The sequence below is a fragment of the Nocardioides soli genome (genome assembly GCF_014191495.1).
Classification (GTDB): Bacteria; Actinomycetota; Actinomycetes; order Propionibacteriales; family Nocardioidaceae; genus Nocardioides; species Nocardioides soli.
On sequence record NZ_JACHWR010000002.1, the window covers coordinates 1 to 26906 of the forward strand.

Genomic DNA, 26906 nt, shown 5'->3' on the forward strand with positions numbered 1-26906 from the left:
GTCCGCCTGCCACCCGACCACTTCGACTGGGCCGAGGAGCGGGCCGAGCGCTGGATCGAGTGGATCGAGGGCAGCGGCGTCCACGTCGTCGGCGACGTCGAGGAGCTGCGTCCGGTGCGCCCGGACCCCGACGAGCGCTACCGCCACCCCGACCGGGTCGGCCGCAAGCGGCAGCTCGAGACCGCCCTCAACGCGCTCGCCGCGATGACCCGCGAGGCGGCGCGCCGCTCGGACCCCGACCGGACCCTGGTCTCGCGGATGCGCACCCAGGCCGAACGGCTGCGGGAGCGGTGAGCCCCGACCCCGACTCTCCGGGACTCCGGCGGGCGTGGGGCTGGCACGCCCACCTGCGCGACGGGGGCGCGACGCCGTGGCGCGAGTGGTCGGGGGCCGGCGAGCCCGGCGGCCGCTACCTGCCGGGCGCCCAGCAGCTCGAGCTGCTGCGCCGCCTCAACCTCACCGGGCCGGTGCCGGCCGCGCTGGTCGGCCGGGTGCTCGAGGCCAGTGCCCCCGGCCGCGGCCGCCCCGACCTCGAGCTCGTGGGCGCCGTCGAGCCGCGGCCCTTCGGCCCCGGCCCCGTCGACCCCGCGGACCTCCCCGACGACGAGCTGCTGCGCGTGCTGGCCGGCCTGCTCGCTGAGGACGTGGTCGCCGCCGGCCTGCCCGAGCCGCCGCGCGCCCGCGCGGTCCGGCCGTGGCGGCAGCGCTACCGCCTGGTCGGCGACCCGGTGCTGGCCGACCCGCGGCGCCGCGACCTGATCGCCCGCGGCCGGCCGCCGGGCGGACGTGGCTCGGTGGTGCTGGTGCTCGGCGCCGACCTGGGCCGGATGCTCGTCGACGAGTGGACCGCCCGAAGCCTCGGGTACGGCGCGCCGCCCTTCCGCGAGTGGGTCGCGCGGGCGGTGCGCGGCGACCTCCCGCAGCGTGTCGACCTGGCCCGTACGGCGGACTTCTGGCGCGGCCACGTCGGCCGGCACCGGGTGCGGATCGTGCTCGACCTGGACGCCGTCCCGCGCCTGGTGCGGGTGCGCCGGGCTCCCGCCGGCGCGCCCCGCCTGTCGGCCGACGCCGTCGACCTGGCCCGCCGGGTCGGGCAGGTGATCGGGCTGCTCGCCGTACCCCCGCTGCGTCGCGACCTGCTGCGCGCCACGCTGCTGCCGTGGCTCGCGAGCGCGCCCGGGCCGGAGCTGGTGCTGCCCGCCCGGCACCTGGAGCGGGTGCACGGGCGGGCGACCCGGATGCGCGACGCGCTGCTGCGCGGTGGCTACCCTGTCCACGGCGATCCGGACGGCCTGCTGCCCGTGACTCGCCCCGGCGTCCCCGAGCCGTCGGACGCCGGCGCGCTGGCGCTCGGGATGCGCCTGCTGCTGGACCGGAGTGGAGGAGCACCGTGAGCGCGAAGGTCCTCCTGCACGTCGGCACGCCGAAGACCGGCACGTCGTACCTCCAGGACGTGCTGTTCCGCAACCGGCGCCGGCTCGCGAGCTCGGGCATCCTCTACCCGGCCGACCGCTTCGACGCCCACTTCCTGGCGGCGCTCGACCTGATGCGGATGCCCTGGGGCGGCCTCGAGGCCGAGGCCGTGGGCGCCTGGGACCGGCTCGCCGAGCGGGTCCGCCGCCACCGCGGCACCGCGATCGTCAGCCACGAGATCCTCGCGACCGCCTCGCGCGCGCAGGCCGGCCGCGCGCTCGCCTCGCTCGGCCACGGCGACGGCACCGAGATCCACCTGGTGATCTCCGCGCGCGACCTGGTGCGCCAGCTGCCCGCGGAGTGGCAGGAGAACGTCAAACACCGCGCCGGGCTGCCTTACCGGGCCTTCCTCGACCAGATCCGCGACCCGGCGCGCGACACCCGCATCTCGACGTGGTTCTGGGGCGTCCAGGAGCTGCCCGACATCCTCGACCGGTGGGGCCACGACCTGCCGCCCGAGCGGATCCACGTGGTCACCGTGCCGCCCCCCGGCGGCCCGCAGCAGCTGCTCTGGAAGCGGTTCAGCCTCGTGTTCGGCCTCGACGGGCTCGACCTCGACCTCGAGGCGGAGCGCGCCAACCCGTCGCTCGGCGTACCGGAGACGACGCTGGTGCGCCGCCTCAACCGCGCCGCCAACCAGGAGCTCGAGCCCGCCGACTACCGGCCGCTGGTGCGCGAGCTGCTCGCCCACAACACGCTCTCGCAGCGCAGCGGCTCGCCGCGCCTCGCGCTGCCGCCCGAGCTGCACCCGTGGGTCAGTCAGGTGACCTCGTCGTGGATCGAGGAGATCGAGGGGCGCGGGTACGACGTGGTGGGCGACCTGCGCGACCTGGTCGGTGCGCCCGCGGTCACCGACTACGTCGACCCCGACCACCCCGACGAGGCCCAGGTGGCCGAGGCGGGCGTCGACGCGCTCAAGGCGGTGCTGCTCGAGGCAGCCCGGCTGCGGCACGTCGAGGCCCAGCTGCGCGCCGAGCTGCTCGACACCCAGAAGGCGCTGGAGCGCTCCTACCTGCGACCGACGTACCGCTGGCGCGAGCGCACCGTGCGCCGGCTCCAGGACGGCCAGCTCGGCCGCGGACTGCTCCGGGCCTACCGCCGCGCCCGCGGGCGCAGCTCCGAGCCGGCGTAGCGGCCGATCCGCCAGGTCGCGAGTCCGTCGACGCCCATGCCGACCACGCCGCCGACGATCGGCACCTTGCGGGTGACCGCGACGGCGGCGCGCTTGCCGGCCACCTTGGCGACCAGCTCGGAGGTCACCTCGGCCGCGAGCACCCGCTGGGTCTCGGGATCGTGCACCGGCGCGGTGGCCAGCGCCATCGGCGGCGCGGGGATCTTGCTGGCCCGCACCAGCGCGTCGACCTTCTCCTCGCCGAGCAGGCAGGCCAGCACCGCGTCGTGCACGCGGGGGTCGTCGAGGTCGTAGCCGCGCAGGTGGGCGATCGCCGCCACCATCCGGGCCTGGATCAGGGCCAGGCCGGTGATGTTCGTGGGCACGGTGACCACGGCCGTGAACGCCCCGCCGACGCTGGTCAGCATGCCCTGGGCGCCCGCGTAGCGGACGTGGTCGTCGATGATCGCGTTCAGCGCGCGCCTGCGGTGCCCGCGGGCGTCGTGCAGCCGGCGCTCCGCCGCGACCGCCGCCGGGGCCAGCGGTCCGATGCCGTGGATCGCGCGGTGCAGGGCCTCCCGCACGAAGCCGGCGTTGAGGTCGGGGGCGAGCGCGGGCAACCGCGGCGCGACGTAGCGCCCCGCCATCCTGCTCACGCTGCCCTTTCCTGCCATGTCTCGATCGTACGGACCGCTACCGTCGACCCTGTGCCGCCCGTCGAACCGCCACCGTCGCGCTGGTCGTTCGGCGAACCGCTGGGCCAGCATCTGTTCGACGACATGGTCGGCATCGGCGCCGACCTGGAGCCGGGCACGCTGCTCGCGGCGTACCGGCGCGGGCTGTTCCCGATGCCGGGAGGCAAGCCGGGGGACCCGCTGCACTGGTTCTGCCCGGTGGACCGCGGGGTGCTGCCGCTCGACGGGCTGGTCGTGTCGCGGTCGCTGCGGCGGTCGTGCCGCGACTTCGAGATCCGCGTCGACACGGCGTTCGCCGACGTCGTCGACGCGTGCGCCGACCCGGCCCGGCCGCAGGGCTGGATCGACGGCGACATCCGATCGGCGTACCTGCGGCTGCACGAGCTGGGCTGGGCGCACTCCGTCGAGGCCTGGCGCGACGGTCGGCTGGCCGGCGGGCTGTACGGCGTCGCCGTGGGGGGGCTGTTCGCCGGTGAGTCGATGTTCCACCACGAGCGCGACGCGTCGAAGGTCGCGTTGGTCGGGCTGGTCGGGCTGCTCCGTGACGAGTACGTCGACGCGCGGCTGCTCGACGTGCAGTGGATGACCCCGCACCTGGCCTCGCTGGGCGTGGTCGAGATCCAGCGCACGACGTACCTGGGGCTGCTGTCGCGGGCGCTGCGCGCGCCGCTGCCCGCGATCTGGCGCTGAGGCGGCGAGCGACCCGCCCGGGAACGGGAAGAGCCCGGCCCGCGGTGACGGCGGTGCCGGGCCCTCCCTCGTCGCGCGGTTACTCCGCGTTGCCTCGGTCGACGAGGCCGGCGAGCCTCCGGTCGGCCTGCTCCGGAGTGGCGCCGGCGGCGACCTGCTCGTCCCAGAACGCCTGCGCGCGAGCGTCGACCTCCGCGACGGGGCCGTCGAAGATCGACCCCTCCGGGGCGAGGTACCGCGCGCCCTCCAGGCTCCCGCCCGGGCCGAGCGCCAGCCCGACCGCGGCGGGCAGATGCATCACGCCGGGAAGGTAGGGCGAGGACATCGCGGCCAGACCGTCACCATCGGTCTCGACCCGGTCGGCCGGGCCGTTCCACTTCGAGCCCGCCGGACCCTCGTAGCTGGCGCCCTCCGGCCCACCGTCCGGATCCAGGTGCAGCAGCACGTCGGCGGCGACGTGCTCGACCCCGGGGATGAACGGCGAGGACATCGATGCGAGGCCGCCGCCGTTCCCGGAACGATCGATCTCCGCGTGCGCGGCCTGCGCCGCACCCGTGCCCAGCACGCCTGCGCCCAGGCCGCCGATCGCACCCACCGCGATACCCGCGGCCGCGAGTCGACGGGTCTTACGCTTCATCATCACAACTCCCATCAGCTGTCGAACATCGGACGACGGACACCTTCGCGGCCGCCCGTGAAGATCCCGTCAGAAACCCGTCGAACTCCGATGTCTGCTGTTGTCTGTTGTTGCCGCGGGCGCTGCGCCCGCCGCTGCCCGCGATCCGGCGGTGAGCGTCAGACGACCTGGGGCGGCTGTCCGGTGTCGCTGACCATCGGCCGGCCGGCGCCCTCCCAGTCGAGCATCCCGCCGGCGAGGTTGACCGCGTCGTACCCCTGCTGCTGGAGCCAGGAGACGGCCTGCGCGGAGCGGCCGCCGATCTTGCAGACCACCAGCGTCTGCCCGGCCGGCAGCTCGTCGAGGCGCAGCGGCAGCAGCGAGAGCGGGATGTGCAGCGCGCCCTCGATGTGGCCGTAGGCCCACTCGACCGGCTCGCGCACGTCGAGCACCACCAACCCCTCCGGAAGCGGGTCGGGTACGCCGTCGACGGCGACGGTCGGGATCTGGGTCATCGGTCGGCCTCTCTGGGGCGTTCGGCTGCGCGGTCGATGATCCGACACTAGGCTCCCCGCGCCGTCCCGACGACCCCGAGGTGCGCTGTGCGTCTCCCGACCATGTCGGTGCCCCGTGGCAGATTGCCGCAGACAGGCACCGGCGACGAGGAGGGAGCGACATGGATCGAGGCATCGCAACTCACGCCATCGATCGACTTGAAGTCGGGGCCGGTGCCGACCATACTCGTACACGTAGCGCCCCAGGGACCTTCGGCGAGAGCCGGACCCCTGGGGCTACTGTCTTCTAGGGGCTAGGTTGGACCCCGCATCCCTCGCAGGTCTTGAAGCATTCATCGGCGGGCCACGCTTCAATCGCTACCTCTCCCGTTACGGCGGGAACCGCATCTACGCTGCCCGGCTCTACGGCTGGAATCATGCTGCCGCAGCTGCCTTCTGGGGGCCGATCGGCATCGTTGAGATCGCCATCCGAAATGCCATTCACGACCAGCTCACCATTGGCCGGAAACGCGCCGACTGGTGGAACGACCCACATCTGAACCTGTGCGCTGGAGAGAGGGCGCACCTCACCTCGGCCATCACCACCCTCCAGCAGCGCGGTACGGCCAGTCCGACGCCCGACCAGGTCGTCGCAGCAACCTCGTTCGGGCTGTGGGTCGGGCTCCTCAGTGAAGGAGTCCACTCGAACCTCGCCCTGCGCTACGAAACGACGCTCTGGCAACCACGCCTGGTCAAGGCGTTCCCGCATGCCCAGCACGGTCGTCGCTACGTCCACGCCAAGCTTCGCGACATACAACACCTGCGCAATCGCATCGCCCATCACGAACCGATCTACGTTTCTCCCCTGCAACAGGTCTACGACGCCATTCTCGAGGTCGCAGCGATGGTGCATCCCGACGCACGAACATTCATCGACGGCTGTAGCACGGTGCCGACAGTCCTGGCTGCCCAGCAGGCCGCCATCACGCAAGGGGACGTCACCTTCTGACGGGCCTGGGCCCGGGGACTACTTCAGCAGCTTGCTCATCCGCCGGTCGGCGAGCGGCTTGCCGCCGGTCTGGCAGGTCGGGCAGTACTGCAGGCTCGAGTCGGCGAAGGAGACCTCGCGCACCGTGTCGCCGCAGACCGGGCAGGGCTTGCCGGTGCGGCCGTGGACGGCGAGGTTGGACTTCTTCTCGCCCTTCAGCTCGCTCGCCGCCAGGCCGCGCGAGCGGTCGACCGCGTCGCCGAGGGTGGTGCGCAGCGCGGCGTACAGCACCTCGAGCTCCTCGTCGGTGAGGTGGCCGGCGGGCTTGAAGGGCGACATCTTCGCGGCGTGCAGGATCTCGTCGGAGTAGGCGTTGCCGATGCCCGCGATCGTGCCCTGGTGGCGCAGCACGCCCTTGAGCTGCTTGCCGCCCTCCCGCTCCAGGATCGCCCGCAGGCGGTCGATCGTGAAGTCGTCGGTCAGCGGGTCGGGGCCCAGGCTGGCGATGCCGGGCACGTCCTGCGGGTCGCGGACGACGTACGCCGCGAGGCTCTTGCGGGTGCCGGCCTCGGTGACGTCGAGCCCGGACTGGTCGTCGAGCACGATCCGGAGCGCGAGCGTCGACTTGGTGCTCGGCTTCGGCGGGATCGTGGGCACCTCGTCGCGCCAGCGCATCCAGCCGGCGCGGGCGAGGTGGAGCACGAGGTGCAGTCCGGACGCCTCGATGTCGAGGAACTTGCCGTGCCGGGTGACGTCGTCGACCAGCGTGCCCTCGAGCGCGCTCAGCGGAGGATCGAAGGTCTTGAGGGCGCTGAACTGCGCCACGTGGATCTTCGCGATCGCGTGGCCGTCGAGCCGCCCCCGGAGGTCGAGGGCCAGCGCTTCCACCTCGGGCAGCTCGGGCACGGCGCGAGTCTAGTGAAGCTGGGCAGGCCCGGCGACCTGGCGGAACCGATGACAGGCGTCGACTTCCGGGAGCATCATGGGGGCGTGTCCGTCGTGCGCCCGCTCCCCGAGCTGGGGTCGATCTACCTCGACGCCCGGGGTGACGACCGCGCCCTGCGGGTGAGCTGGCACCACGAGTCGGGCCTGGTCGTGCTGTCGCTGTGGCGCGACAACGTGTGCGCCGGCAGCTTCCGGCTGGCCGTCGACGAGGTGCCCGCGCTGATCGAGCTGCTGCGCGCCGGGCTGGTGCGCTCCTACGACGACGCCCGTGAGCGGCTCGATGAGATCGAGGCTGGGACGGCCGAGTCCGCCTGAGGCCGGTTCGTCACGGCGGCCGCCGGTTCATCAAGGGATGAGGATCAAGTCGCGCATCCCTCGCTGTGCTCACCTTGGGAAGCGTGACTCCGCCTTCATCCCTTGATGAAACCGACGCGCGCGACGGCATGCCGCCAAATCTACGAAATCCCCTAGACACCCGGATACCGTCGAACACATGGACCCGATCCGGAACCCCTACGCACCGGGCGCCGGCCAGCGACCGCCCGAGCTGGCCGGCCGCGACCGCGAGCTCCAGCAGTTCGAGGTGACGCTGGAGCGGGTCGCCGCCGGCCGTCCGGAGCGGAGCATGGTGCTCTCCGGGCTGCGCGGCGTCGGCAAGACCGTGCTGCTCAACGCCCTCCGCGGCCAGGCCGTGCGCCGGGCGTGGGGGACCGGCAAGATCGAGGCACGGCCCGACCAGAGCGTCCGGATCCCGGTCGCGCAGGCGGTGCACGCCGCGGTGCGCGAGGTGGCGCACCGGCACCGGGACCCCGACCGGGTCGACGAGGTCGCGGGCGTGCTCAAGAGCTTCGCGCTGACGACCACGCTCGACGACCGCCGGGCCGCCGCGCGGGCCGGGCGACGCTGGACCCCGCCCGTCGATGTCACCGCCGCCAAGGGCCGCGCCGACTCGGGCGACCTCGAGCTCGACCTGGTCGAGCTGTTCACCGACGTCGCGACCCTGGCCGGCGACCTCGGCGTCGGCGTCGCGCTCTTCGTCGACGAGATGCAGGACGCCGCCACCGCCGAGCTCGCGGCGCTCTGCGGCGCCTGCCACGAGATCAGCCAGCAGGGCGCGCCGCTGATCGTGGTCGGCGCCGGCCTGCCACACCTGCCGGTCGCGCTCGCCGCGTCCAAGTCGTACGCCGAGCGGCTGTTCCGCTACGTCAGCGTCGACCGGCTGCCGCGCGAGATGGCCGACCGGGCCTGGACCGTCCCGGCCGGCTCCGAGGGGGTGGAGTTCGAGCAGGAGGCGCTCGACGAGCTCTACCGGCTCACCGACGGCTACCCCTACTTCGTGCAGGCCTACGGGAAGGTCACCTGGGACGCCGCGGTCGGGTCGCCGGTCCGCGCCGCCGACGTCCACGCCGCCGCACCCGACGCGGAGGCCGAGCTCGCGGTCGGCTTCTTCGGTGCGCGGTACGAGCGGGCCACGCCCGCCGAGCGCGACTACATGTCGGCGATGGCCGACCTCGGCGCCGAGCACGGCGACGCCGCGGTGGCCACGTCCGACATCGCGCGCCACCTCGGCCGCAAGCCGCAGTCGCTCTCGCCCGCGCGCGACGGGCTGATCAAGAAGGGCCTCGTCTACGCCGCCGAGCGGGGCAGCGTGGCGTTCACCGTGCCACACTTCGGCAGGTTCCTCCGCAGCCGCTGACCCACGGGGAAGAATGAAGGCCGTGAGACCCCAGGTCGTCGCCCATCGCGGCGCCAGCCACGAGAACGCCGAGCACACCCTCCGGGCCTACGTCGCGGCGCTCGACGCCGGCGCCGAGGGCCTCGAGTGCGACGTCCGGCTCACCGCCGACGGCCACCTCGTCTGCGTGCACGACCGTGACCTGCGGCGTACGTCGAGCAGCCGCACGCTGGTCTCCAACAGCGAGCTCGCCGACCTCGACGCGCTGGACTTCCACTCCTGGAAGAACCCCTGGGCCGACCTCGACGACGAGGCCCCCGGCCCCGACGAGCGGCTCGACCGGGTGCTGACGCTGCGCACGCTCCTCGAGACGGTGGCCGACTACGACCGGCGCGTCGAGATCGCCATCGAGACCAAGCACCCGACGCGGTACAGCGGCCTGGTCGAGCGTCGGCTCGTCGAGCAGCTGCGGCACTTCGGCTGGGACCGCGCCGGGTCGCCGGTGCGCGTGATGAGCTTCTCGCGGATCGCGCTGCAGCGGGTCGAGCGGCTCGCCCCCGACCTGCGACTGGTGATGCTGATCGAGCACGCCCGGCACTGGCCGATGCTGCGCCGGCTGATCGGGCCGGACTGGCTGGTCGGCCCCGGCATCAAGGAGCTCGCCGAGCACCCGAGGCTCGGCCCGCGGATCACCGCCGCCGGCCACGGCATGCACGTCTGGACGGTCAACACCGAGGCCCACCTGGACCTGTGCCTGGAGCTCGGGGTGCAGGCGGTGATCACCGACCGCCCGGCGTACGTTCTCGACCTTCTCGACCACCGCGACGGGGTGGCCGGATAGGTTCCCCGCATGGCCAAGAAGTCCCGCACCAAGTCCCGCCCCCAGACCGCGCCGGGGGAGGTCGGCCCGCGCCAGCCCTGCCCCTGTGGCTCCGGCAAGCGCTACAAGGCCTGCCACGGCGCGCCCGGCGGTGCCGCCGAGGTGTACGTCGCGCGGCCGTTCGCGGGCCTGGCGTCCGAGTGCGACATCGTCGCGATGCGCGAGCTGGTGCCCGCCGCCGTCGCGTCGCTGAGGCTGACCGCCGACCCGGAGCGGGTCGTCAAGCTCTGCACGCTGCTGCCGATGGCGGCGCCGGCGATGGTGCGCGACAGCGGCGAGATCTGGCTGGGCCTCCAGGTGCAGCACAACTTCGGCGACCCGGCGCGCGACCTGGGCGCCGCCCTGGAGGCGGCCCTCGACGCGGTGGGCCGGGAGGAGACGGGCGCGATCGGCCTGACCGACCCGCCCGGACCCGGCGCCCGGTTCCAGGACCTCGTCGACGACGCCGCGCTGACGGTCGAGGTGCAGGAGGGATTCGACTTCTGGTTCGCCGACGTCGACGAGGACGACCGGGCCGCGGCCACCGCGGCGCTCGAGCAGGCCAACGCGGTCGCCCAGCCGACCGCGCGGCTGGCCGGCGTCGAGGCGGCGTACTGGACCAACGTCGGCACCAAGGAGCACCTGCGGTGGGTGATGCCCGAGCCCGAGGACCGGCTCCTCGACGCGCTCGCGCGGCTGCACGCGGCCGGCAAGGACGTGCTGGTCGACGGCTCGAGGTTCGTCGGCATGTTCCGGGCCCACGGCCTGCTGGCCCCGGTCTGGGACCTGCCCGTCGGCACCGGTCCGGAGGTGCTGGAGGAGCCCGCCCAGCGGATCGCGGCCGACCTCGCCGCGGCGCTCGCCGACGACTCGAACCTCACCACCGCGGAGCGTTCCGCGCGGTCCGGACTCGCCAACCGGCAGGTCACGCTGCGCTGATCGGCGTCCCGGTCACCCCTGGGTTGGAGCCGTCCGAGACGGCCGCGTAGTGTCCACGGAGCCCGGTCGTTGGCGCATCCCCCGTCGCCAACGACCGGGTCTTCCAGGTGCCGTCCGTGCGGTGCGGAGGGTCAGTCGGCCGGCAGCGGCTCGCGCCAGACCGGGCAGCTCATGCACCGCGGCCCGCCGCGGCCCGAACCGAGCTCGGAGCCGGCGATCCGCACCACCTCGATGCCGGCCTCCTCGAGGCGGGCGTTGGTCTCGACGTTGCGCTCGTAGGCCACCGCCACCCGCGGCGCTATCGCGAGAGTGTTGTTCCCGTCGTCCCACTGCTCGCGCTCGGCCGTGACCGGGTCGAGCCCGGTGTCGATCTGGTGCAGCGTGTCGATCTCCATCGCCTTGGCGGCCGCGACCAGGAAGGGCTCGGCGTCGGCCACCGTGAGCGGCCCGTCGTCGGCGGCGGTCACGGCGTACGCCTGGAGCGAGTCGGCGACGTTGGGGTACATCACGATCTTGTCGACGTCGACCATCGTGCACACGGTGTCGAGGTGCATCGTGGCCCGCTCCTGCGCGATGGGTACGGCGAGCACGGTGTGCGCGAGGCCGGCCGAGAACACCTGGCCGGCGAACCGCTCCGCGCCGGCGGGGGTGGTGCGCTCGCCTACGCCGACCGCGATCACGCCGCGGGCGAGCAGCAGCACGTCGCCGCCCTCGACGTGCTCGTGGCGCCAGCCGTGGATGGTGCGGGTGCCGCGGAAGCGCGGGTGCTCGGCGTAGATCAGCTCGGTCAGCTGGGTCTCGCGCGAGCGCGCGGGCATCGCCAGCGAGGTGACCGCCACCCGGTCGCGCACCCAGACCGAGGAGTCGCGGGTGAAGAGCAGGTTGGGCAGCGGGTCGACGAGGAAGTCGTCGTGCGCGAGCAGCGAGGTCACCAGCCCGTAGCCGCCGCGGACCTCGTCGTTGCGGATCCCCGCCGTCAGGTAGCCGGTCAGCTCCGCCGGCGACGACTCGCGCAGGAAGCCGCCCAGGTAGGCGCGCAGCGAGTCGCCGAGGTGCAGCCCGGCGAGGGCGGTCGTGATCGCGCCGTCGCGCGCCGCCTCGCTCGCCAGCGCCTCGGTGAGGAGGTCGGTGAGGTAGAGCACCTCGACCCCGCGGTCGCGCAGCGCCGCCGCGAACGCGTCGTGCTCGTCCTGGGCGCGCGCCACCCACGGGATCCCGTCGAAGAGCAACCGGTCGTTGTTGCGGGGGGTGAGCCGGCGCAGCTCGTTGCCGGGCCGGTGCAGCAGCACGGTCCGGAGCCGGCCGACCTCGCTGTCGGCACCGTGGGTGGCCATGCGGCCAGACTACGAGCCGGTCCCGAGGAAGGCGCGGCAGAGGTCCTGCGCCTCGGTGAGCACCTCGTTGACCGGACGCCGGAGCGACGCGGCCGCCCGGGCCACGTCGTCGTACTCCGGCTGGGCGTTGACCACGACGCCCTCGTGCCGGGCGAGCTTGACCGCGATCGTGTGGCCGTCGACCTGGATCGGCAGCATCTCGCGGTCGAGGGCGTGCTTGGTGAGCGGCTGCTCGCGCAGCCCGATCGTGGTGGTCTGCCGGAAGATCTCGGTGCGCACGACGGCCGCATGGCCGGCGTCGACGAGGACGCTGAGGGTATGGGCCGGCCGGCCCTTCTTCATCAGGATCGGGGTCAGCCAGGCGTCGGCCGCCCCGGTCTCGAGCAGTGCGGTGAGCACCGCCGGCCAGACCCGGGGGTCGAGGTCGTCGACGTTGCACTCGAGCAGCACCGGGCGCTCGCTCCCGGAGGTCGAGGCCTCGAGACCCCGGAAGAGCCGCAGCACGTTGGCGTGCCCCTCCGGGTCGCGCCCGCCCGCGCCGACGCCGATCCGGTTGACGACCATCGGCGGCTGCGGGCCGTACGCCGTGGCCAGCGTCGTGAGCAGGGCCGCGCCGGTCGGGGTGCACAGCTCCATGGCCACCGGACCGGCGAAGGTCGGCACGCCGCGCAGCAGCTCGGCCACGGCCGGAGGCGGCACCGGGAGGGTGCCGTGCGCGGTCTCGACCGTGCCGGAGCCGACCGCGACGGGGGAGACCGTGACCTCGGTGGCACCCAGGTGCTCGAAGCCCGCGCAGACGCCCACGATGTCGGCGATCGCGTCGAGCGCCCCGACCTCGTGGAAGTGCACCTCGTCGGGGGTGGTCCCGTGCACCGCGGCCTCCGCGACCGCGAGCCGCTCGAAGACGGTCAGCGCGAGCTCGTGGCCGGTCAGCATGGACCGCACGTCGCGCCACGTGCGGTGGTGGTGGGACTCGGTGACATCGACGTGGACCCGGGTGGCGGCGAGGGCGCCGCGGCGTACCTCCTCGACGCGGAGCGTCACCGGCTCGGGGGCGACCGCGTCGACCGCGTCCTGCAGCGCCGCGAGCGGCACGCCCGCGCCGACCAGCGCGCCGAGCAGCATGTCGCCGCTGGCGCCCGCGGCGGCGTCGATCCAGACAGTCATCGGGGCACCGACTGGCGGGCGACCCGGGCCGCGTGGACGCCCGCGCCGTACCCGTTGTCGATGTTGACCACCGTGATGCCGGGGGCGCAGGAGTTGAGCATCGCGAGCAGGGCGGCGACGCCGCCGAGCGAGGCGCCGTAGCCCACGCTGGTCGGGACCGCCACGATCGGCACGCCGGTCAGCCCGCCGACCACCGAGGGCAGCGCGCCCTCCATGCCGGCGACCACTACCAGGCAGTCGGCGTCCTCGAGCCGGTCGCGGACGCCGAGCAGCCGGTGCAGGCCCGCGACGCCGACGTCGTCGACGCGGTCGACCCCGGCGCCGTGCACCGCGACCGTGAGCGCCGCCTCGGCCGCGACCGGGGCGTCGGAGGTGCCGGCGCTGATCACTGCGACCGTGCCCCGCGGCTCCGGCAGCGGTCCGAGCGTCGCGGCGCCGGCGACCAGGTCGACGGCGGCCTCCGGCAGCGCCTGCGTCACGGCCTCGAGCGTCTCGTGGCCGAGCCGGGTGGCCAGCACCGCGCGCTCGGGGTGCTGGGCGTGGAGGGTGCGCAGGATCGCGACCACCTGGTCGGGCGTCTTGCCCGCGCCGTAGACGACCTCGGGGTCACCGGTGCGCGCCGCGCGGTCGACGTCGACGCGGGCGAAGCCGAGGTCGGCGATCCGGGGGTCCTGCTGCTCCACGGGCCGAACCTACTCGACCGTTGCGACTGTCGGTGGCCGGGTGTTGGCTGGACAGCGGGTCGATCACGAGGCAGCACCGGAAGCAGGGAGCAGGAAGATGCCGAAGTTCGAGAGGTACCCCCAGGGCACGCCCAGCTACGTCGAGTTGGTGACGCCCGACCAGGCCGCGGCCAAGGAGTTCTACGGTCCGCTGTTCGGGTGGGAGCTGGAGGACGTCCCGATGGAGGACGACCACTACTACGTCGCCGTGAGCAAGGAGGGCGACACGGTCGCCGGGATCAGCTGGCCGATGCCGGGCATGGAGGACCATCCGGCGTTCTGGAGCGTGTACCTCACCGTCGGCGACGTCGATGCGGCGACGGCAAGGGTGGCCGGCGCCGGTGGGCGGGTCGACGCCCAGCCCTTCGATGTGATGGACATGGGCCGGATGTCCGCGATCGCCGATCCGACCGGGGCGCGGGTCAACCTGTGGCAGCCCGGCACCTCGATCGGCACCGAGCGCGCCAACGAGCCCGGCACCCCGATCTGGAACGAGGTCGTGACGCCCGACATCCCGGCCGCCACGAGGTTCTACTCCGAGGTCCTCGGGGTCGCCTGGGAGGAGATGGCGATGGGCGGCGGCCCGGCGTACACCTGCCTGGTCGTCGACGGCCGTCAGGTCGGTGGTGCGCTGCCGCCGATGTCGGCAGAGGTGCCGCCGCACTGGAACGTCTACTTCAACGTCGAGTCCGTCGACGCCACGATCGAGCGGGCGGTCGGACTCGGCGGCACCGTGGTCGCGCCCGCCTTCGACGTCCCGGGAGTCGGCCGGATGGCGGTCCTCGCCGACCCGCAGGGCGGGATGTTCAACCTGATGGCGAGCTGATGACGGGCGGATGACGGGCCGCCCGGCGGGTCAGCCCGAGGCGGTGGCCCGGAAGGAGTCCGCCGGGTAGACCCCGAGGATCTTCACCTCGGTGGTGAAGAACGCGAGCTCGTCCAGCGCCCGGCGTACGCCGGGGTCGTCGGGGTGCCCGTCGACCTCGGCGAGGAACTGCGTGGCGGTGAACTCCCCGCCGACCATGTAGCTCTCCAGCTTGGTCATGTTGACACCGTTGGTGGCGAAGCCGCCGAGTGCCTTGTAGAGCGCGGAGGGCAGGTTCTTGACGTTGAAGATGAAGCTGGTCACGACCGGGCCGTTGCCGGCGGGCGCCTGGACGAAGTCGCGGGAGAGCACCACGAATCGGGTGGTGTTGTGGTCCTCGTCCTCGACGTCCGTGGCCAGGATCTCCAGGCCGTAGATCTCCGCGGCCAGCGGCGGGGAGATCGCGGCCATCGTCGGGTCGCCGAGCTCGGCCACCTCGCGGGCCGCCCCGGCGGTGTCGCCGGCGATCACCGGGGTCAGGCCGTGCTGGCGGATGATCTTGCGGCACTGGCCGAGCGCGTGCACGTGGCTGTGCACGGTGCGGATGCCGTCGAGCCCCGCGCCCGGCACCGCCATCAGGTGGAACCGGATCCGCAGGAAGTGCTCGGCGATGATGTGCAGCCCGGAGTCCGGCAGGAAGTGGTGGATGTCGGCCACCCGGCCCGCGATCGAGTTGTCGATCGGGATCATCGCCAGGTCGGCACTCGGCTCGACTCCCGGGCCACCGTCGACCGCCGCGAAGACGTCCTCGAACGACGCGCACGCCAGCGCCTCCCAGTCGGGGTAGTGCTCCTTGCACACCTGGTGGGAGTTGGCGCCGGGTTCGCCCTGGTAGGCGATGCGTCGGGTCACACCCGTCATGGTCCCACGCGGCGCGCTGGTCCGAGCGCCTAGGCTCGACGTCGTGGAGCTCGTGTCCGTGGTTGCCCTGGCCCTGGCCGCCGTCGCCCTGGCGCTGACGCTGCAGGCGCGGCGCACGCCGCGGGCCGGCGACGGCGGGGTCGACGCGGTGCCCGAGGACGTCCAGGGCCTGCGCCAGGAGGTCGCCGCGCTGCGTCGCGAAGGCACCGACGCGCTGCGCCATCTGGCGGTGGTGCGCTACGACGCGTTCGGCGACATGGGCGGCCACCTGTCGTGGTCGGTCGCGCTGCTCGACGACAGCGGCAGCGGCGTCGTACTGACCTCGATCCACGGTCGCAGCGACGCGCGAACCTACGCCAAGAGCATCAGCGACTGGACCTGCGAGCAGCAGCTCTCCCCCGAGGAGCTCGAGGCGATCGACCACGCGCGGCCGTGACGGCGCCCCTGCTGCGGGTCCGCGGGCTCACCAAGAAGTACGGCGAGGTCACCGTCCTCGAGGGCGTGGACCTCGACGTCGCACCCGGCCGGGCGCTGGCGCTGCGCGGGCGCAACGGCGCCGGCAAGTCGACGCTGCTGCGGTGCGTGACCGGCGCGGACGAGCCCACGTCGGGCACCGTCGAGCTGGACGGCAGCCCCGTGGACGAGCGCTCGGTCCGGGTCCGCCGCGACGTCGCGGCGGTGACCGACGACCTCGACTTCTTCCCCGACCTCAGCGTGGTCGAGCACCTCGACCTGCTCGCCCGGGCGCACCGGGTCGACGACGCGGAGGCGCTGGTCGACGAGGTGCTGGAGGAGGTCCGGCTGGTCGCGCAGGCCGCACAGCTGCCCGGCACGCTCTCGTCGGGGCAGCGCCGCCGGCTGGCGCTGGCGAGCGCGTTCGTGCGGCCGCGCCGGCTGCTGGTCCTCGACGAGCCGGAGGCCCGCCTGGACCGGCCCGGCCTCGCCTGGCTGGTCGAGCGGCTCCGGCGGGAGAAGGTCGACGGGCTGGGCATCCTGCTCGCGAGCCACGACCCCGACCTGGTCGCGGCCGTCGCCGACGACGTGCTCGACCTGGACGCGCTCGGCACGCCCGAGCCACCGGTGTCGTCCGAGCCATGAGCGCGGAGGTCCGCGAGCTCCGGCGCCAGGTCCGCACCTGGCGCCGCGGCCGCACCGACACCAGCCTCCTGGAGGCGTTCCAGGACGCGTACGTCGCGATCTTCTCCGCCCTGGTCGTCGGCGCGATGGCGATCAACGTGCTGCTCAACCTGCGGGTCGTCACCTCGGGCGCGTGCACGTCCGAGGCGTGTGTCGACGCCCGTGGCGCGCTGGGCTGGCTGCTGGCCCTCGCCGGCGTGACCGCGGTGCTCGGGGTCGCCCGCCTGCTCGGCCCGATGCTCGCGTCGCCGGCGGTCGGCAGCTGGCTGCTCGCCACGCCGCTCGACCGCACGGCGCTGCTGCGCGGTCGGCTCCTCGGCACCCTCGCGGTGGCCGCTGTCGCCGGCGCGGTCCCGGCGGCCGTCGGCGGCCTCCTGGGCGGGTTCGCTGCCTCGGCCGTGGCGTGGTCCGCCGTGCTCGCGGCGCTGCTGTGCGTGCTCCTGGTCGCCCTCGCCGCCCGGGCCCAGGCGGCCTCCGACCGTGGGATCCGGGCGCTGGGCCGGATGCTCGCGGCCGTCCTGTGGGCCGGACTGGTGCTGGTCGCCGCGGGCCTGGTCCCCGGCGCCTCCGGCAGCCCGGCGACCCCGGTCCTGGCCGGCGCGGCGGTGCTGGTCGGGGCCGGCGCCGCGGCGTACGTCGTCCGCGCGGGCCGGGCGCTCGCCGGCATCCGTCGCCAGCGCCTCACCGACGGTGGTGCGTTGCTGCCGGGGCTCTCGGGCGCGCTCTCCAGCCTCGACCTGACGCTGCTCTTCGACGTGCTGCTCGCCCGGCACTGGCGGGCGCGCAGCACGGTGCGGATCGTGCGCGGCCGAGCCGTGGGAGGGGGCGCCCTGGTGTGGCGCGAGGTGGTGCGACTGCGGCGCAACGGTGCCGTGCTCACCGCCCTGGCCGCGGGGCTGGTGCTGCCGTACGTCGCCGCGACCCTCGGCCTCGGGCACCTGGTGCTCGTGGTGGTGACGCTGACCGGGTTCGTCGGCGGCGTCGGGCTGTTCACCGCGCTGCGGGTGCTCTCGCGGACCATGAGCCTGCTGCGCTGCTTCCCGCAGCCGGCCTGGGTGGTGCGGGTGGCGTGCCTCGGCGTACCCGGGCTGGTGCTGGTCCTGTGGGGCCTCGCGACGGCGCCGGCCGTGCACCACGCGGTCGGCGGACCGTGGCCGGACAGCCTGCTGACCGCCCTGGCCGCCGGCGTCACGGTCGCCGCGGCGGCGGTGCGGTGGACCACCAGCCGGCCGCCGGACTACCGGCTCCCGCTGATCGCCTCCCCGATGGGTGCGGTGCCGACCTCGCTCTACGGCAGCGTGCTGCGCGGGTTCGACGTCCTGCTGCTCGGCACCATCCCGCTGCTCGCGGCGCCGACCGCCGTCGGCGCGGCCTGGTCGGTGGCGCTCAGCGCCGCCGTCCTCGCCTTTCTGGTTTCGAGGCGCTGATCGGGGCCCTACGATCCGGCCATGAACCCCCTGCGGTGGATGGCGATCAAGCTCGGGGCGCAGCCGTGGCTGCCGCGCTACGCCGGCCTCATCGTCCGCATCGACGAGACGCTCCAGCGGCTCTCGCGCGGCCGGGTCACGATCATGACGACGACCGGGCTGCACGAGCTCGTGCTCCAGGTGCCGGGCCGCCGGTCGGGCATCCTGCGCACCACGCCGCTGCTGACCGTCCCGCACGGCGATGGCTGGCTGGTCGTCGGCTCCAACTGGGGCGCCCCCGAACCGCCCGCCTGGGCCGCCAACCTGCGCGCCGCCCAGGACCCGACCATCACCTACCGGGGCCGCACCCTCGCCGTCGACGCCCGCGAGCTGGCCGGTCCGGAGCGCGACGAGAAGTGGGCGGTCGCCGTCGCCGGGTGGCCCAACTACGCGACGTACGCCGACCGCACCGACCGCGAGCTGCCGCTCTTCTGGCTCACCCCGCGCTGACCCGGGCTGTCTGCTGGCCCGCGGCTGGGATAGTCCGTCACGTTCCGGTTGCCGTTCCGGTCTTCGGGCAACCAGATCGTGACGGACTATGCCAACTGGCGGCAGCGGGCGGTGGGTGTTCCACCGGGACGACGCAACTCACGCTGGGACGACGAAGGTTCGTCGTCCCAGCGTGAGTTGCGTCGGCCGGCCGACGAATCTCCCACGCCCCGGGGGGCCGGACGCGTGTGACCGTCGGAGCGCGTCGGCGTTTCGCGCTCATTTCCCGGGCGGCCGGGGAAACGAGGTGATCCGGGCCGGAGGCGGGCTCTGCCACCACCCGCCGCAGGTTCATCAAGGGATGAAGGTCGACCCGCGCCTACCCGGGTGAGGCCGGCCAGGGATGCGCGGCTTCGCCATCATCCCTTGATGAAGCACCGGGGGCACGACCACACCGACGCCCCCACTCACTCCTCCAGCAGGTAGCCCAGCCCCGGCGAGGTGACCAGGTGCCGCGGGTGCGCCGGGTCGTCCTCGAGCTTGCGGCGCAGCTGGGCGGCGTAGACCCGCAGGTAGTGGGTCTCGTGCTCGTACGCCGGCCCCCACACCTCGCGGAGCGCCTGCTCGCGGGTGACCAGCTTGCCGACGTTGCGGGCGAGCAGCTCGAGGAAGGCCCATTCGGTCGGGGTCAGCCGCACGTCGACGCCGCGCCGGGCGACCCGCTTGCGCGCCATGTCGATGACCAGGTCGCCCACCGTGACCACCGATGTCGACGGGGGCGAGTCCTGTGAGCGGCGTACGGCGGCGCGCAGCCGGGCCATCAGCTCGTTCATCGCGAAGGGCTTGGTGACGTAGTCGTCGGCGCCCAGGTCGAGCGCCTCGACCTTGTCCTCGCCGTGCTGGCGCGCCGAGAGCACCACGATCGGCACCGGGCTCCAGCCGCGCAGGCCCGCGATCACCTCGGTGCCGTCGAGGTCGGGCAGGCCGAGGTCGAGCACGACCACGTCCGGGTGCTCGGTGGCGGCCGCCTCGAGCGCGGAGCGGCCGTCGGCGGCGGTGACGACCTCCCAGCCGTGGGCGCGCAGGTTGATCGCGAGCGCCCGCGCCAGCGCCGGCTCGTCGTCGACCACCAGGACCTTGCTCACGGCGTGCTCCGGTCAGCGGTGAGCAGGCAACCTTTCGAGGCCCCCGAACGGTTGCTGACGCACCGCCGGGCGGCGCGGACGCCGGCGCGGACGCCGGCCCGGACGCCGGCTCCGGCCCCGGTCAGCGGTGAGCAGGCAACCTTCCGACGCCCCCGAACGGTTGCTGACGCACCGCCGACCCGCCGGCTCACGACCCACCCGCCCGCGGGATCGACAGCACCATCGTCAGCCCTCCGCCCGGGGTGTCCTCCGCCGACAGCGTGCCACCCAGCGCCGCGGTCAGCCCGCGCGCCACGGCGAGGCCGAGGCCGAGCCCCGCGCCGGAGCTGTCGTCGAGGCGCTGGAAGGGCTCGAACATCCGCTCCCGCTGCTCGGGGGGTACGCCGGGGCCGCGGTCGACCACGAGCACCTCGACCGACTCGGGCAGCACGTGTGCGAGCACCCGCACCTGGGCGCCGCGCGAGACCCGCACCGCGTTGCCGACCAGGTTGGCGACGACCCGCTCGAGCAGGCCGTGGTCGGTGTGCACGAGCGGCACCGACTCCTCGACTTCGAGCGACACCGTGCCCGGCGGGTGGCCCGCCACCGCCAGCGGCAGCACCTCCTCGAGGCTGAGGTCGCGCAGCATGGGGCGCACCAGTCCGGACTCGATCCGGGAGAGGTCCAGCAGGTTGTCGATGAGCCGCTCGAGCTGCTCGGTCGACGACTCGACCGCGCCGACCAGCTCGGTCCGTGCCGCCGGGTCGACGCTGTCGGAGACCAGTCCGTCGACGGCGGTGCGCATCGTCGCCAGCGGCGTGCGCAGGTCGTGCGACACCGCCCGCAGGATCGCCGTACTGGTCGCCTCGGCGCGCTCCAACGCGGCCGCGCGCTCGTCGCGCTCGCGCAGCCGGCGGTACTCCAGCACCAGCCCCGTCTGGGCCGCGAAGCCCTCCAGCACCCGCTGGTCGGTGGCGCGCAGCGGCGACCCGCTGAGCACGATGACGTGGTCGTCGTCGACCGCGACCTGGGTGTCGCCGGCGTCGGGTCCGGTCGCCGGGGCGGTGCCGCTGGCCGCCACCACGGTCCAGCCGACCGGCCCACGGGCCAGCAGGCTGACCGCCCGCTGCCCGAACGTCTCCCGCAGCCGCTCGACGACCGCGTCGGCCGTGTCCTGGCCCGTCAGCACCGAGCGCGACAGCGAGGCCATCGTGGTCGCCTCGGTGCGGGCGCGCACGGCGTCGGAGGCCCGTCGGGAGGCGCGGTCGACCACGCTAGCGACGCCGATCGCGACGGCGACGAAGACGACGAGGGCCACCACGTTGGTCGGCTCCGCGACCGTGAACCTGCTGACCGGCGGCGTGAAGTACCAGTTCATGAGCAGGAAGCCGCCGAGCGCCGCGACCAGCGCCGGCAGCATCCCGCCGATCAGGGCGACGAGCACCGTCACCGCCAGGAACAGCAGGACGTCGAGCGGCAGCTGGTCGGGGTCGTCGGAGAGCTTGAGCACCAGCGTGAGCAGCACCGGCAGCAGCACCGACAGCACCAGGCCGGCCACCTGGCGGCGCCGGGTCAGCGGCGAGGCGTACCACCGCGGCCGCCCCGCGCCCCCGGTCTGCTCGTGCGTGACGAGGTGGACGTCGATGGTGCCGGCGAGTGAGGCGATCCGCTCGCCGGTCGTGCCGGTGAAGAGACGGCGCAGCCGGCCGTGCCGCGAGACGCCCACGATGATCATGGTCGCGTTGGCGCCGGTCGCGAAGTCGACCACGGCGCGCGACACGTCCTCGCCGACGACCGAGTGGAACGTGCCACCGAGCGAGGCCGCGAGCTGCTGCGCCCGGTCGATGCGGGACTCGTCGGCGCTCGCGATGCCGTCGGCGGCGATCACGTGCAGGGCGATCAGCTCCGAGCCGGCCGCGCGCTGGGCGAGCCGGGCCCCGCGGCGCAGCAGCGTCTCGCTCTCGGCGCCGCCCGTGAGGGCGACCACGATGCGCTCCTTGGCCGGCCACGGCTGCTCGATGCGGTGCGCGCGCCGGTAGTCGCCGAGCGCGTCGTCGACCCGGTCGGCCAGCCAGAGCAGGGCGAGCTCGCGCAGCGCGGTCAGGTTGCCCACGCGGAAGTACGACGTGAGCGAGGCGTCGATCTGGTCGGCCTTGTAGATGTTGCCGTGCGCCATCCGGCGGCGCAGCGCGTCGGGGGACATGTCGACGAGCTGGATCTGGTCGGCCGTGCGGACCACCTCGTCCGGCACCGTCTCGCGCTGCCGGACGCCGGTGATCCGCTCCACCTCGTCGTTGAGCGACTCCAGGTGCTGGATGTTGACCGTGGTGATCACGTCGATGCCGGCGCGCCGGATCAGCTCGACGTCCTCGGCCCGCTTCTCGCGGGCGCTGCCCGGCACGTTGGAGTGGGCGAGCTCGTCGACGCAGACGACCGCGGGCTTGCGGGCGATGACCGCGTCGGTGTCCATCTCGGTGAAGGTGGTGCCGCGGTAGGAGACCTCCGCGCGCGGCACCACCTCGAGCCCGCCGAGCATCGTCGCGGTGTGCTCGCGGCCGTGCGTCTCGACGTAGCCGACGACGACGTCGGTCCCGCGGTCGCAGCGCCGGCGCGCCTCGCCGAGCATCGCGTAGGTCTTCCCGACGCCGGGTGCGGCGCCGAGGTAGACGGTGAGCCTCCCCCGGCGGGGTTCGTTCATGTCAGGATCCTGCCAGTTCCCGGACCGCGATGTTCAGCTCCAGGACGTTGACCCGGGGCTCGCCCAGCACGCCCCAGGTGCGCTCCGAGGTGTGCTCCTCGACCAGCCGGCGCACGTCGGCCTCGGCCAGGCCGGTCGCACGGGCCACGCGGGGCACCTGGATCGCGGCGTACGCCGGCGAGATGTCCGGGTCGATGCCGGACGCCGAGGCCGTGACCGCGTCGGGTGGCACGTCCGCCGGGTCGACGCCCTCGCGGGCGGCGATCTCGGCCCGGCGCCGCTCGATCGACGCGACCAGATCGGAGCTGTTCGGGCCGAGGTTGGAGCCGGCGGTGCCGAGCATGTCGTAGCCGTTCCCGGCAGCGGACGGGCGGTTGCGGAACAGCGCGTCGGAGTCGCCGACCTGGCCGACGATCGCGGAGCCGACGGCGTCGTGCGCGTCGGTCGTGTGGGTTCCGGCGGCGGTGATCAGCGACCCGTCGGCCCGCCAGGGGAAGGCGACCTGGGCGATGCCGGTGATCGCCAGGGGGTAGGCGAGGCCGAGGAGCAGCGTCATCGCGACCAGCACCCGCAGCCCGGCCATGCTGTGGCGGAAGAGCGTGTAGATGTCCTTCATCGGTCCTCCTAGAGCCCCGGGATGAGCGAGATGACGAGGTCGAGCAGCTTGATCCCGACGAACGGTGCGACCAGTCCGCCGACGCCGTAGATCAGCAGGTTGCGGCGCAGCAGGGCGGCCGCCGACGACGGCCGGTAGCGCACGCCGCGCAGCGACAGCGGGATCAGCGCGATGATGATCAGCGCGTTGAAGACGACCGCGGAGACGATCGCCGACTCCGGGCTCGACAGGCGCATCACGTTGAGCACGCCGAGGTCGGGGAACGCCACGACGAACATGGCCGGCAGGATCGCGAAGTACTTCGCGACGTCGTTGGCGACCGAGAACGTCGTGAGCGCGCCCCGGGTGATCAGCAGCTGCTTGCCGATCTCGACGACGTCGATGAGCTTCGTCGGGTCGGAGTCGAGGTCGACCATGTTGCCGGCCTCCTTGGCCGCGGTCGTCCCGGTGTTCATCGCGACCCCGACGTCGGCCTGGGCCAGCGCGGGCGCGTCGTTGGTGCCGTCGCCGCACATCGCGACCATCCGGCCGCCCTCCTGCTCCCGGCGGATCAGCGCCATCTTGTCCTCGGGGGTCGCCTCGGCGAGGAAGTCGTCGACGCCGGCCTCCCGGGCGATCGCCGCGGCGGTGCGGGGGTTGTCGCCGGTGATCATCACGGTGCGGATGCCCATCGCGCGCATCTCGTCGAACCGCTCGCGGATGCCGTCCTTGACGATGTCCTTGAGGTGGACGACGCCGAGCACCCGGGCCGGCTGCAGGCCGCGACGCTCGGCGACGACCAGCGGAGTACCCCCGCTGGCGCCGATCCGCTCGACGATCGCGTCCAGCTCGTCGGTGGCGTGGCCGCCAGTGCTGTGCACCCACTTCGCGACCGCCGAGTCGGCGCCCTTGCGGATGCTCACGTTGCCCGTGTCGATGCCGCTCATCCGGGTCGTGGCGCTGAACGGGACGAGCTCCCCCGGTGGTTGAGGAAGGCGCTCTGCGCCTGTCTCGAAACCATCGACCAGCGCGACGATCGAGCGCCCCTCGGGCGTCTCGTCGGCGAGCGAGGACAGCAGGGACGCCTGCGCGAGCTCGTCCTGGGCGACACCGGTGAGCGGCAGCAGCTCGGCCGCCTGCCGGTTGCCATGCGTGATGGTGCCGGTCTTGTCCAGGAGGAGTACGTCGACGTCGCCCGCCGCCTCGACCGCGCGGCCGGACATCGCCAGCACGTTGCGGCGGACCAGCCGGTCCATGCCCGCGATCCCGATCGCGGAGAGCAGGGCGCCGATCGTGGTCGGGATCAGGCAGACCAGCAGCGCGGTCAGCACGATCAGCGACTGGTGGGCGTCGCTGTAGTCGGCCACGAAGTAGAGGGAGCCGACGACCACGACGAAGATCGCGGTGAGCGAGGAGAGCAGCACGTTGAGCGCGAGCTCGTTGGGCGTGCGCTGTCGCTCGGAGCCCTCGACCAGCGCGATCATCCGGTCCACGAAGGACCGGCCGGGGTCGGAGGTGATCCGGACGACGATCCGGTCCGACAGCACCACGGTGCCGCCGGTGACCGCCGACCGGTCGCCGCCCGACTCCCGGATCACGGGGGCGGACTCGCCGGTCACCGCCGACTCGTCGACCGACGCGACGCCCTCGATGACGTCGCCGTCGCCGGGGATGCGGTCGCCCGCGGCGACCACCACGACGTCACCGGCGCGCAGCGCGGTGCTGGGCACCTCGTCGACGGGCAGCTCCGCCAGGTTGCCGGTGTAGCGCAGCTGGTCGAAGGAGCCGTGCACCTTGTGCGCGACCGTCTCCTGCTGGAGCGCCCGCAGGCTGGCGGCCTGGGCCTTGCCCCGGCCCTCGGCGACGGACTCGGCGAGCGTGCCGAACAGCACGGTGAGCCAGAGCCACACCGTGACGATCCAGCCCATGGTGCTCGGGTCGGCCACCGACAGCACCGTGGTGGCGACCGCGCCGATCTCGACGACCAGCAGGACGGGGGCCCGGACCAGCTCGCGCGGGTCCAGCTTGCGGACGGCGCCGGGGAGCGCCTGCGCGAGGTTCAGGTTGGCGATGGCGTTCACGACAGGGACTCCGCGATCGGGCCGAGGGCGAGCACGGGTACGTAGGTCAGGCCGACCACGACCAGGGCGACGCCCGAGAGGAGCGCCACGAAGAGTGGCTGGTGGGTGGGGAGCGTGCCGGCGCTCGGCGGGGAGTGTCGCTGGCTCGCGAACCGCCCCGCCAGCGCGAGCACGAGGACCATCGGCACGAAGCGCCCGAGCAGCATCAGCAGGCCGAGCAGCGTGTTCCAGAACGGCGTGCCCGAGGTGAGCCCGCCGAACGCCGAGCCGTTGTTGTTCGCGGCGGAGGTCACGGCGTACAGCGCCTCGGAGAGCCCGTGCGGCCCCGACTCCTGGAGTCCGGCGAGGCCGTCCTGCGCCGTGATCGCGATCGCGATGCCGACCAGCACGAGCACCGGGGTGGCGAGCACGTAGAGGGCGACGAGGACGATCTCGCGCTGGCCGATCTTCCGGCCGAGGTACTCCGGCGTGCGCCCGACCATCAGGCCGCAGAGGAACACGGTGACGATCGCGAGCATCAGCATGCCGTAGAGGCCCGAGCCCACGCCGCCGGGCGCGATCTCGCCCAGCATCATGCCGAACATCGCCACGCCGCCCCCGGGCGCGGTGAGCGAGTCGTGCATCGAGTTGACGGCACCGGTGGAGGTGCCGGTCGTGGCCGCGGCGAACAGCGCCGAGGCCGCCTCGCCGAACCGGACCTCCTTGCCCTCCATCGCGCCGCCCGCGGCCTCGGGGGCCCGGCCGACGCCGGCCATCTCGGCCCAGGTGAGCAGCGTGACCGCGACGCCGAGCAGCAGCGCCATCACCGACAGCACGGCGATCCCCTGGCGGCGGTCGCGGACGATCAGGCCGAAGGCCCAGGCCATCGCGAAGGGGATCACCAGCATCAGGAAGATCAGGAGGACGTCGGTGAGCGGGGTCGGGTTCTCGAAGGGGTGGGCGGCGTTGACGTTGTAGAAGCCGCCGCCGTTGGTGCCGAGCTGCTTGATCACCTCCTGGCTGGCCACCGGGCCGCCGGTCACCTGCTGGGTGCCGCCGGCGAGCGTCTCGACGGTCCGGGTGCCCATCAGGTTCTGGATCGCCCCGCCCGCGACGAGCACGACCGCGGAGACGACGGAGATCGGCAGCAGCACCCGCAGCACGCCGCGGACCAGGTCCGACCAGAAGTTGCCGACCCGGCCGCCGGCGAGCTGGCGCGCGAGGCCCCGGGCGAAGGCGGCGGCGACCGCCATGCCGACCGCGGCGGAGACGAAGTTCTGCACGGTCAGGCCGGACATCTGGAAGAGGTGGCCGACCGTCGACTCCCCGGCGTACCACTGCCAGTTGGTGTTGGTCACGAAGCTGACCGCTGTGTTCCACGCGCCGTCGGCCGGCAGCGCGGCGTACCCCAGGCTCAGCGGCAGGTGCTCCTGCACCCGCCCGAGCAGGTAGAGCAGCAGCAGGCTGACGAGCGAGAAGCCCAGCACCGACATCGTGTACGTCTTCCAGTGCTGGTCGGCGTCCGGGTCGACGCGCAGCAGCCGGTACGCCGTGCGCTCGACCGCGAGGTGCCGCGGCGAGGTGTAGACGTGGGCGAGGTGGCGGCCCAGGAGGGGGACGGCGACCGCCAGCGCGGCGACGAGCACCGCGATCTGGCCGAGGGCGGGAGCGAGATCGCTCACTGGGACCCCCGATCCAGGGCGCCCACCAGCAGGGCGAGCAACCCGAAGACCGCGAGGGTCAGGAGCACGTAGATGACATCGGACACGCCTCAGTCATAGGTCCGCGCGCGGCGTGCTCGCGCGCGTCTTGACGGTTCCTTGACGGGCCACATGGACGCCTTGACGGATCCCTGACGGGTGGTGGTTTCGAGGCTCAGGCGCCAGGGCGCCTTCGCACCTCAACCACCGTGGCGGTGGTTGAGGTGTGAGGAGCGCCAGCGACGAGCCTCGAAACCACCACC

At 73.6% G+C, this 26906-nt stretch carries 26 protein-coding genes and 1 pseudogene; 14 read left to right on the forward strand and 13 right to left on the reverse strand.

The annotated features are described in order from the left end of the window. The 3 genes and pseudogenes from FHU40_RS10450 to FHU40_RS10460 all read left to right on the forward strand — a co-directional run. Positions 1-294 (forward strand): annotated as a pseudogene (locus tag FHU40_RS10450) (hypothetical protein); the annotation flags it as partial. After that, positions 291-1394 carry a hypothetical protein gene (locus FHU40_RS10455; protein ID WP_183592294.1) on the forward strand — a complete coding sequence of 368 codons (1104 nt, stop codon included), beginning with the start codon at positions 291-293 and terminating at the stop codon, positions 1392-1394. The pseudogene FHU40_RS10450 and the gene FHU40_RS10455, both read left to right, overlap by 4 nt. Continuing rightward, a complete protein-coding gene (locus tag FHU40_RS10460) occupies positions 1391-2605 on the forward strand; it encodes a hypothetical protein (RefSeq protein WP_183592295.1) in 1215 nt (404 codons plus the stop codon). The genes FHU40_RS10455 and FHU40_RS10460 overlap by 4 nt, the downstream gene beginning before the upstream one ends. Here FHU40_RS10460 and FHU40_RS10465 read toward each other — a convergent pair. Next, a complete protein-coding gene (locus tag FHU40_RS10465; protein ID WP_183592296.1) occupies positions 2566-3258 on the reverse strand; it encodes an EcsC family protein in 693 nt (230 codons plus the stop codon). The genes FHU40_RS10460 and FHU40_RS10465 overlap by 40 nt on opposite strands. Positions 3259-3291: 33 nt before the next feature. Here FHU40_RS10465 and aat point away from each other — a divergent pair, with 33 nt between their 5' ends. After that, complete coding sequence (aat, locus tag FHU40_RS10470) at positions 3292-3969, forward strand: leucyl/phenylalanyl-tRNA--protein transferase (RefSeq protein WP_252274947.1); 678 nt, start codon at positions 3292-3294, stop codon at positions 3967-3969. Positions 3970-4048: 79 nt separating this feature from the next. Here the strand turns inward: aat and FHU40_RS10475 are convergent, their stop codons facing one another. Both FHU40_RS10475 and FHU40_RS10480 read right to left on the reverse strand, forming a co-directional pair. Next, a complete protein-coding gene (locus FHU40_RS10475) occupies positions 4049-4609 on the reverse strand; it encodes a hypothetical protein (protein ID WP_183592297.1) in 561 nt (186 codons plus the stop codon). 155 nt (positions 4610-4764) lie between these two features. Then, entirely contained in the window at positions 4765-5100 is a 336-nt protein-coding gene (locus tag FHU40_RS10480) for a rhodanese-like domain-containing protein (protein WP_183592298.1), read from the reverse strand. A gap of 298 nt (positions 5101-5398) precedes the next feature. Between FHU40_RS10480 and FHU40_RS10485 the strand changes: the two genes are divergently transcribed. Next, the gene (locus FHU40_RS10485; protein ID WP_183592299.1) at positions 5399-6088 is read left to right on the forward strand and encodes a hypothetical protein; all 690 of its coding nucleotides are present in this window, start codon (positions 5399-5401) and stop codon (positions 6086-6088) included. An 18-nt stretch (positions 6089-6106) separates the two neighbouring features. On the opposite strand, the gene FHU40_RS10490 is transcribed toward FHU40_RS10485, so the two are convergent. Further along, positions 6107-6973 carry an Fpg/Nei family DNA glycosylase gene (locus FHU40_RS10490; RefSeq protein ID WP_183592300.1) on the reverse strand — a complete coding sequence of 289 codons (867 nt, stop codon included), beginning with the start codon at positions 6971-6973 and terminating at the stop codon, positions 6107-6109. 84 nt (positions 6974-7057) lie between these two features. Between FHU40_RS10490 and FHU40_RS10495 the strand changes: the two genes are divergently transcribed. The 4 genes from FHU40_RS10495 (at position 7058) to FHU40_RS10510 (ending at position 10485) form a co-directional block, all read left to right on the forward strand. After that, the gene (locus FHU40_RS10495) at positions 7058-7327 is read left to right on the forward strand and encodes a hypothetical protein (RefSeq protein WP_215526043.1); all 270 of its coding nucleotides are present in this window, start codon (positions 7058-7060) and stop codon (positions 7325-7327) included. A gap of 178 nt (positions 7328-7505) precedes the next feature. Then, positions 7506-8708 carry an ATP-binding protein gene (locus FHU40_RS10500; RefSeq protein ID WP_183592301.1) on the forward strand — a complete coding sequence of 401 codons (1203 nt, stop codon included), beginning with the start codon at positions 7506-7508 and terminating at the stop codon, positions 8706-8708. A 13-nt stretch (positions 8709-8721) separates the two neighbouring features. After that, complete coding sequence (locus tag FHU40_RS10505) at positions 8722-9528, forward strand: glycerophosphodiester phosphodiesterase family protein (RefSeq protein ID WP_183592302.1); 807 nt, start codon at positions 8722-8724, stop codon at positions 9526-9528. Between the two features lie 9 nt (positions 9529-9537). Next, on the forward strand, positions 9538-10485 hold the full coding sequence (locus tag FHU40_RS10510) for a DUF5926 family protein (RefSeq protein ID WP_183592303.1): 948 nt from the start codon (positions 9538-9540) through the stop codon (positions 10483-10485). 131 nt (positions 10486-10616) lie between these two features. On the opposite strand, the gene FHU40_RS10515 is transcribed toward FHU40_RS10510, so the two are convergent. The 3 genes from FHU40_RS10515 to larB are packed head-to-tail and all read right to left on the reverse strand — an operon-like array spanning position 10617 to position 13669. Further along, complete coding sequence (locus FHU40_RS10515) at positions 10617-11819, reverse strand: arginine deiminase (RefSeq protein ID WP_183592304.1); 1203 nt, start codon at positions 11817-11819, stop codon at positions 10617-10619. Between the two features lie 9 nt (positions 11820-11828). After that, a complete protein-coding gene (gene larC, locus FHU40_RS10520) occupies positions 11829-12986 on the reverse strand; it encodes a nickel pincer cofactor biosynthesis protein LarC (RefSeq protein WP_183592305.1) in 1158 nt (385 codons plus the stop codon). Then, on the reverse strand, positions 12983-13669 hold the full coding sequence (gene larB / locus FHU40_RS10525; RefSeq protein ID WP_183592306.1) for a nickel pincer cofactor biosynthesis protein LarB: 687 nt from the start codon (positions 13667-13669) through the stop codon (positions 12983-12985). Before larB ends, larC begins: the two co-directional genes overlap by 4 nt. Before the next feature lie 97 nt (positions 13670-13766). Between larB and FHU40_RS10530 the strand changes: the two genes are divergently transcribed. Beyond that, positions 13767-14534 (forward strand): VOC family protein, encoded by a 768-nt coding sequence (locus FHU40_RS10530; protein ID WP_183592307.1) that lies wholly within the window; start codon positions 13767-13769, stop codon positions 14532-14534. A 30-nt stretch (positions 14535-14564) separates the two neighbouring features. Here FHU40_RS10530 and FHU40_RS10535 read toward each other — a convergent pair whose 3' ends face one another. Beyond that, on the reverse strand, positions 14565-15425 hold the full coding sequence (locus FHU40_RS10535) for a prephenate dehydratase (RefSeq protein ID WP_425490173.1): 861 nt from the start codon (positions 15423-15425) through the stop codon (positions 14565-14567). A gap of 52 nt (positions 15426-15477) precedes the next feature. On the opposite strand from FHU40_RS10535, the gene FHU40_RS10540 reads away from it, so the two are divergent. The 4 genes from FHU40_RS10540 to FHU40_RS10555 are packed head-to-tail and all read left to right on the forward strand — an operon-like array spanning position 15478 to position 18487. After that, entirely contained in the window at positions 15478-15870 is a 393-nt protein-coding gene (locus FHU40_RS10540; protein ID WP_252274951.1) for a DUF4446 family protein, read from the forward strand. Further along, positions 15867-16532, forward strand: a complete 666-nt coding sequence (locus tag FHU40_RS10545; protein WP_183592310.1) for an ATP-binding cassette domain-containing protein — start codon at positions 15867-15869, stop codon at positions 16530-16532. The genes FHU40_RS10540 and FHU40_RS10545 overlap by 4 nt, the downstream gene beginning before the upstream one ends. Next, a complete protein-coding gene (locus FHU40_RS10550) occupies positions 16529-17998 on the forward strand; it encodes a DUF6297 family protein (RefSeq protein ID WP_183592311.1) in 1470 nt (489 codons plus the stop codon). Before FHU40_RS10545 ends, FHU40_RS10550 begins: the two co-directional genes overlap by 4 nt. A gap of 21 nt (positions 17999-18019) precedes the next feature. Further along, a complete protein-coding gene (locus FHU40_RS10555) occupies positions 18020-18487 on the forward strand; it encodes a nitroreductase family deazaflavin-dependent oxidoreductase (RefSeq protein ID WP_183592312.1) in 468 nt (155 codons plus the stop codon). A gap of 446 nt (positions 18488-18933) precedes the next feature. Here FHU40_RS10555 and FHU40_RS10560 read toward each other — a convergent pair whose 3' ends face one another. The 5 genes from FHU40_RS10560 to kdpA all read right to left on the reverse strand — a co-directional run bounded on the left by FHU40_RS10560 (position 18934) and on the right by kdpA (position 26625). Then, positions 18934-19611 carry a response regulator gene (locus FHU40_RS10560; protein ID WP_183592313.1) on the reverse strand — a complete coding sequence of 226 codons (678 nt, stop codon included), beginning with the start codon at positions 19609-19611 and terminating at the stop codon, positions 18934-18936. A gap of 187 nt (positions 19612-19798) precedes the next feature. Then, positions 19799-22288, reverse strand: coding sequence for a DUF4118 domain-containing protein (locus FHU40_RS10565; protein WP_183592314.1), 2490 nt, complete (start codon positions 22286-22288; stop codon positions 19799-19801). A gap of 1 nt (position 22289) precedes the next feature. Then, a complete protein-coding gene (gene kdpC, locus FHU40_RS10570; protein ID WP_183592315.1) occupies positions 22290-22904 on the reverse strand; it encodes a potassium-transporting ATPase subunit KdpC in 615 nt (204 codons plus the stop codon). 8 nt (positions 22905-22912) lie between these two features. Beyond that, complete coding sequence (gene kdpB / locus FHU40_RS10575) at positions 22913-24964, reverse strand: potassium-transporting ATPase subunit KdpB (RefSeq protein WP_183592316.1); 2052 nt, start codon at positions 24962-24964, stop codon at positions 22913-22915. Further along, entirely contained in the window at positions 24961-26625 is a 1665-nt protein-coding gene (gene kdpA / locus FHU40_RS10580) for a potassium-transporting ATPase subunit KdpA (RefSeq protein WP_183592317.1), read from the reverse strand. Before kdpA ends, kdpB begins: the two co-directional genes overlap by 4 nt. Positions 26626-26906 lie beyond the last annotated feature (281 nt).

What these genes read in the sequence shown, in the direction of transcription:
- FHU40_RS10465 (WP_183592296.1), bottom strand. Translation starts at nt 3,258, where the DNA reads ATGGCAGGAAAGGGCAGCGTGAGCAGGATGGCGGGGCGCTACGTCGCG.
- FHU40_RS10475 (WP_183592297.1), bottom strand. Translation starts at nt 4,609, where the DNA reads ATGATGAAGCGTAAGACCCGTCGACTCGCGGCCGCGGGTATCGCGGTG.
- FHU40_RS10480 (WP_183592298.1), bottom strand. Translation starts at nt 5,100, where the DNA reads ATGACCCAGATCCCGACCGTCGCCGTCGACGGCGTACCCGACCCGCTT.
- FHU40_RS10500 (WP_183592301.1), top strand. Translation starts at nt 7,506, where the DNA reads ATGGACCCGATCCGGAACCCCTACGCACCGGGCGCCGGCCAGCGACCG.
- FHU40_RS10505 (WP_183592302.1), top strand. Translation starts at nt 8,722, where the DNA reads ATGAAGGCCGTGAGACCCCAGGTCGTCGCCCATCGCGGCGCCAGCCAC.
- FHU40_RS10510 (WP_183592303.1), top strand. Translation starts at nt 9,538, where the DNA reads ATGGCCAAGAAGTCCCGCACCAAGTCCCGCCCCCAGACCGCGCCGGGG.
- FHU40_RS10515 (WP_183592304.1), bottom strand. Translation starts at nt 11,819, where the DNA reads ATGGCCACCCACGGTGCCGACAGCGAGGTCGGCCGGCTCCGGACCGTG.
- larC (WP_183592305.1), bottom strand. Translation starts at nt 12,986, where the DNA reads ATGACTGTCTGGATCGACGCCGCCGCGGGCGCCAGCGGCGACATGCTG.
- FHU40_RS10530 (WP_183592307.1), top strand. Translation starts at nt 13,767, where the DNA reads ATGCCGAAGTTCGAGAGGTACCCCCAGGGCACGCCCAGCTACGTCGAG.
- FHU40_RS10550 (WP_183592311.1), top strand. Translation starts at nt 16,529, where the DNA reads ATGAGCGCGGAGGTCCGCGAGCTCCGGCGCCAGGTCCGCACCTGGCGC.
- FHU40_RS10555 (WP_183592312.1), top strand. Translation starts at nt 18,020, where the DNA reads ATGAACCCCCTGCGGTGGATGGCGATCAAGCTCGGGGCGCAGCCGTGG.
- FHU40_RS10565 (WP_183592314.1), bottom strand. Translation starts at nt 22,288, where the DNA reads ATGAACGAACCCCGCCGGGGGAGGCTCACCGTCTACCTCGGCGCCGCA.
- kdpC (WP_183592315.1), bottom strand. Translation starts at nt 22,904, where the DNA reads ATGAAGGACATCTACACGCTCTTCCGCCACAGCATGGCCGGGCTGCGG.